General features: G+C 43.0%; 2 protein-coding genes. Both read right to left on the bottom strand.

Annotated features, from left to right (window positions below):
• On the bottom strand, positions 1–754 hold a 754-nt coding region (locus tag IRT38_RS17165; protein ID WP_194598330.1), incomplete at its 3' end, for an ISL3 family transposase.
• A 12-nt stretch (positions 755–766) separates the two neighbouring features.
• The gene (locus tag IRT38_RS17160; RefSeq protein WP_194598329.1) at positions 767–4,051 is read right to left on the bottom strand and encodes a type I restriction endonuclease subunit R; all 3,285 of its coding nucleotides are present in this window, start codon (positions 4,049–4,051) and stop codon (positions 767–769) included.
• Positions 4,052–4,109: the final 58 nt, after the last annotated feature.

The following is a 4,109-nucleotide window of genomic DNA, read 5'->3' as shown; positions in this document are numbered from 1 at the left end:
ATCGGGCATCACGGTCCAAACTACTTTGTAAAGCTTTACGTTCAGTGTCTAAAGCTTCACTTGCCATTCTCACCACATGAAATTTATCGATGACCAACTTGGCATTGGGTAAATGCAGACGAAATGACTTTTTGAAGGGTCGCCACATATCACTGCAAATCCATTCTACTTTGTCTGCATCAGGCAGTTTGGCGAAGTATGGTATCAGGGTATCTTGAGTCCTTTCAGGCAGCATGTCATACAAGCTGTTCATCGCAAGGTTGGTGATGACACAACGATATGTTCCCATCAATTTAAGTTCATCAATACCCATAATCGTTGGAGTTTCAAACTTAATATCTCGTTCTAATTCCTCCACGAAATCAAGCGTAATGTTTTTAATGGTGTTCACGACTACACCCGTATCTTCGGCAAGCTGCGTAAAGGTTCGATCTAAGCAATGCTTGCGTACTTGCTGAATCAGCCGATGGGTCGCTCTACGTTTTTCATCCAAGAAGCTGAGTTGAGGGGTAATCATGCTTTTGCATTCAGAACAGCGATAGCGTGTTCGTATCACCTCAATTTTTACAGGTTGCATCTGCAAGGGGGTATCAGCAAAATGATTGATACGCTGACCATGCTTATATAAGCGTCCACCGCATTCAGGGCATGTTTCCAAATGCTCACCGCTTGGCTGTACAGTAATCATAATACAGCCATCTTCATTACGGTAATCTATCGGCTGTACACCTTCCAGTTGCAGAATATCAATCATTCCAATACTCCATTATGTTAGACGATGCACATCAATGGTTTCACCCTCTTTTAGCAGCTTATACAGCACCTTGATCACATTCTGCATCGCTTGTGCATCGGTCTTGAGCAACAACGCTGATAAGTCTTGATGTGAGGTCAGTGCTTGAATAATTGCGCCTTTCGTTGCCGATGGCAAATTACCTTGCAAGGCTGTGGATTCAGGATTGTTTTCAATCTGAGCCATCACCACATCGTTATTGCGCAGAATGGTTACTAAATGATTGATGTACACCACCTGTTCTTCACGGGTAGAAATATCCCCAAAGGTCTGTGCAATCAGCTCGATCACTTCTTTCAGATAAGTCATTTTGTTTGGCTGCAAGTCACCGTTCGCTGTCCCTTGGATGGGGGCTAATGGTTGAGGTTCATCCGCTTCGGGATGATCGGTATCATCGGTTTTAAGTTTCTTTTTAAAGATGCCAAAGCCAGTCAGTACCAAGCCTGAAATATCAATTTCTTTAGCAGACATACCATTTAATCGTTTGGATAAGAGCTTGGTAAATGCCGAGAAGTTTTCAAGTTCAGGATCGCCAAAGTCAATAAGCTGTGCCACATAGGAATAAATACGGCTAAACTTATCCAAATTGCCCTTAAAGCGCATCAAGGTTTGTAATTCTACGTCTAACTGCTTGCGTTCAAATTCCGCTTTTTCTGCGCCTTCATCATTGCCGTCTGCTTTGGCTTGATCAAATGTGGTTTCCTGTAGCTCAATCGCCTGTTTGAGCATTTTCAGTTTTTGGTTAAACAGGCGGGCGACACGATCGGTTGCTTTAAACAGGTCGGGATGTGTGGTTTCTTTGAAATCATGATTGCTAATATCACGGATAGTTTTAAAACGAGCTGCTTTAAACTCCTCCAAATCATCTTCGGTAATCAGATCAAGTTCTTCAATATTGTCTTTGATGGTATAAACCACATTCGGGTCTTGCACATCCACCATTTTTGCCCCGTTGTCGTACTTTTTAAAGCACTTTAAAATCCATTCAGGGTCATTTACAAAGTCAATTACAAAGGTTTGATCTTTGCCTGTAGTGGTACGGTTTAAGCGTGACAAGGTTTGTACCACTTCAACTTCATTGGCAATGACTTTATCAATGTACATGGCGCAGAGTTTGGGTTGGTCAAAGCCTGTTTGGAATTTATTCGCCACTACCATTAAGCGATATTCAGGGCGGTCAAATGCGATGCGTAAATCAGAATTAGGTGCATCGGCATTCATATTGGCTTCGGTAAATTCAGCATCTTCACCAACTCGAAATAGCGCCCCGTTTTCGGTATCACCATCTGCTTCATGGCTAATCTGTTTGCCCGTAAGTTTGCCCGAAAATGCCACCAAGACACGGTAGGCACTGTATTCAGGGTTATCTTCAATATATTTTTCCAAGGCAATTTTATATCGTGCTGCCGCAGGGCGTGAACTGGTCACAATCATGGCTTTGGCTTGACCATTAAGCAAATTGGCTACGTTATGGTGGAAATGCTGAATAATAAACTGCACCTTTTGGGTGACATTGGTCGCGTGTAAAGCCATCCAACGGGCTAAGGCTTTCTTGGCTGCTTTAGAATTGACCCGTTTATCATCGTCAACAGCTTCACCGCCGAGTTTAAAAGCTGTTTTATAAGGCACGTAGCCTCGCAGTACATCTAAAATAAAGCCTTCTTCAATGGCTTGACGTTGCGGATATAGATGGAAGGATTCAGGCAAATTATCATCACTGGCAGGCTCGCCATTTTTGGTACGACCAAACAGCATTTTAGTCGAGTGTTTTGGGGTTGCAGTAAAGGCAAAATGGCTGATATTTTTAGACTGTACACGGGCTTTTTGAATCTGCTCAAGCAATTCCTCAACAGTCAGGCTTGCCATTGCTTCACCCGACTGCAATGCCAATGTCGCTTGCAGTTTAGATGCCGTTGAGCCTGTTTGAGAGGTATGCGCTTCATCAATCACAATACCGTAGTTACGGTCGCTTAAACTGGTATTGGTCAGAATCGCTTCCATCACATGCGGGAAAGTCTGAATGGTCACAATAATGATCTGTTTATTGGACAACAGTGCATCTTCAAGCTGTTTGCTTTTCGATTTGCCTGCATGTTCTTTGTCATCACGATTAATTGCAGCAATTAAGCCTTTCTGATGGTCTAATTGTTGAATGGCTTCCTGTAACTGGTCATCCAGTACCGTTCTGTCTGTCACCACAATGACGGAGTTATAAAACGGTGTACCGTCATTGTGACGCAAGCGTACCAGTGAATGACACACCCAAGAAATCGTAGAGGTTTTGCCTGAGCCTGCGCTGTGTTCACACAGATAATTCAGTCCTACGCCTTTTTCTTGCACATCGGCAATGATTTTATTCACCGCATCAAACTGATGATAACGCGGGAAGATCAGACGTTCCTGTACAGTCCAGTTGCCATATAGATCGACTTTGTTTTTCTTTTCCACGTAGACAAAATTATGGAAAATTTTCAGCCAATTATGACGTTGGCAGACATAATCCCAAAAATACGCCACTGGATAATCTTCACCTTTGGCTGCATCCGCAGGGGGATTGCCTGCATGTCCCTGATTACCTTTGTTAAACGGTAAGAAATAGGTGTTTTCACCATCTAAAGCCGTGGTCATGGCAATTTCAGATTCAGACAAAGCAAAATGCACAATTGCACCACGCTTAGGTGTCAGCAATGGCTCTTTACGTCTTGTTTTAGGGTCTATCGGCTTACGGTCATTTTTATACTGCTCAATGGCATCTTCTAAAGACTGGTTAAACTCGGTCTTAATTTCTACCGTTGCCATCGGCAAACCGTTAATAAAGAACACAAGGTCCAAAATGCCTGCATCTTTGGATGGATGATATTTGAGTTGTGGAACAACACGTAGAATATTGGCGTTATAGCGGTCAATGACGGCTTGATTGCGTCCATCTTCGGGTGCGCTTTCACTGAGGTCTATCGTGCCTGCGCCAGCCATGCTAAAGCCATTACGAAAGATATGGATTGTGCCTTTCTTATTTAATTCATCATCCAAGCGGTCGATGATGCGCTTTTCGGTATTATTGCCATTCAAGGCTTGCAGTTTTTCCCACTTTTCAGGCTGTGTAGCTTGAATCCATGTAATTAAATCTTCGGGATAGAGTGCATATTCGGTATGGTAGTTTTTACTTTGCCCAACCACCCAACCTTGCGCTTGCAGTTTTTGCACAATATAGGCTTCTAAGTGACTTTCATAATGGGCTTTGTCTGCCAATATATTCATGTGATTTCCCTTATTCTTCATTTTGTTGTAATGCGTGTTGCCAAAACGGGTCTTGATA

Origin of the sequence: Acinetobacter sp. SK-43 (assembly GCF_015351505.1) — a bacterium.
GTDB classification, from domain to species: domain Bacteria; phylum Pseudomonadota; class Gammaproteobacteria; order Pseudomonadales; family Moraxellaceae; genus Acinetobacter; species Acinetobacter junii.
The sequence above is the reverse complement of the archived record's forward strand: the minus strand, read 5'-3'. Positions and strand labels throughout refer to the sequence as shown.